General features: G+C 65.1%; 1 protein-coding gene and 1 pseudogene. Both read right to left on the bottom strand.

Going from position 1 to position 1,131, the window contains the following annotated elements:
* The coding region (locus CRO18_RS18485) for a phage holin family protein (protein WP_102026119.1) at positions 1-212 on the bottom strand (212 nt) is incomplete at its 3' end.
* 51 nt (positions 213-263) lie between these two features.
* Positions 264-1,131, bottom strand: a pseudogene (locus tag CRO18_RS18950) (hypothetical protein); the annotation flags it as partial.

Raw genomic sequence — 1,131 nt, forward strand, 5'->3', positions numbered from 1 at the left:
CCGAAGTAAGAGGCGACCGCCTCGCCAATGATCGCCATGCCAATGGCAATCGGCAGCTCCCACAAAAGCTCGCGGCCAAAGAACCGCCGCCGCCCCGAACGCACCTCGGTGCTGTGCCACATCAAGCGCCCCGCAAAGGCCGCCGCCGCTGTCGTGATCGCACCCCCAAAGAGCGCGTCGGCCACCTCAATGAGGCCACGCGTTTCGTTCATTCCTGTCCCCTTTTTTTCTCGGGTTTCTGCCCGCCTTTCTGGCGGGTGAGATCAGCGCCGTTCCATCCATTGGCCGGGGCTGTAAGACGTCAGCACGCGGTAGTAATTGCCCGGCGGGATCGTCACATTGATGTTCATCGCCTCAACCGTGCCGCTCCAGGCGATCGGCTGCCAGCTCACACCATCCTCAGAGATCTCGAAGTTGCGCCCCGTGCCCACAGACAGCCGGGTGTTGATATCGAGCGGATGGCCGGTGTCGTTTTGATAGGCCGTCCCCGCCACGCGCGCGGCCGAGACATCTTGCCATTTGGCACCGGTGCCGGTTTGCGCAGCAATCGCCGCCACCAGATCCGCGAGATCAAGAAGCGCCATCTCCCCGAGCCCCAGCGCCGCGCGCCCCTCGGCCGCCGTCCCGGTCAAAACCGCCGCACCCGAGCTCGAGGGCGTGACGATCTCGCCTGTTTCCGCAAGCCCGCTCAAAAACGCATTGATCGGCTGGAACTTCGCCGGATCAAAGGTCGCGGCCGCCGTGGCACTTTGATCGGCTTCTTGCGCCTTTTGATCGGCGATCTGCGCGGATTGATCCGCGGAAAGCGCACTGCCCGCCGCACTCGCGGCCGCCGCCTGCGCCTGGGCAAGCGCGCCGGGCAGATCGGGCTCGACCACATCGCCCGCCGCCAAGAGATCGGCAAAGACGAGATCACCAGAGCCAGAGGGCGCCGCCACGCGATAGGTGACCTTCTCAAGCCCGCCATCGACCGCGCTGCGCGCCTCGATCGTCAGATCATAGGTGAGCGCGGGATAGGGTGCGCCCTCTTCCACCGCATAGCGCTCGCCAAGCGCGGGCACCCAAAGCGCAAAATCCACAATCCCTTCGGTGATATAGCTCACCGCCGCAAAGGGCAGCACCAGCGTGCCC

Source organism: Rhodobacter sp. JA431 (genome assembly GCF_900217725.1).
Taxonomy (GTDB): domain Bacteria; phylum Pseudomonadota; class Alphaproteobacteria; order Rhodobacterales; family Rhodobacteraceae; genus Rhodobacter; species Rhodobacter aestuarii.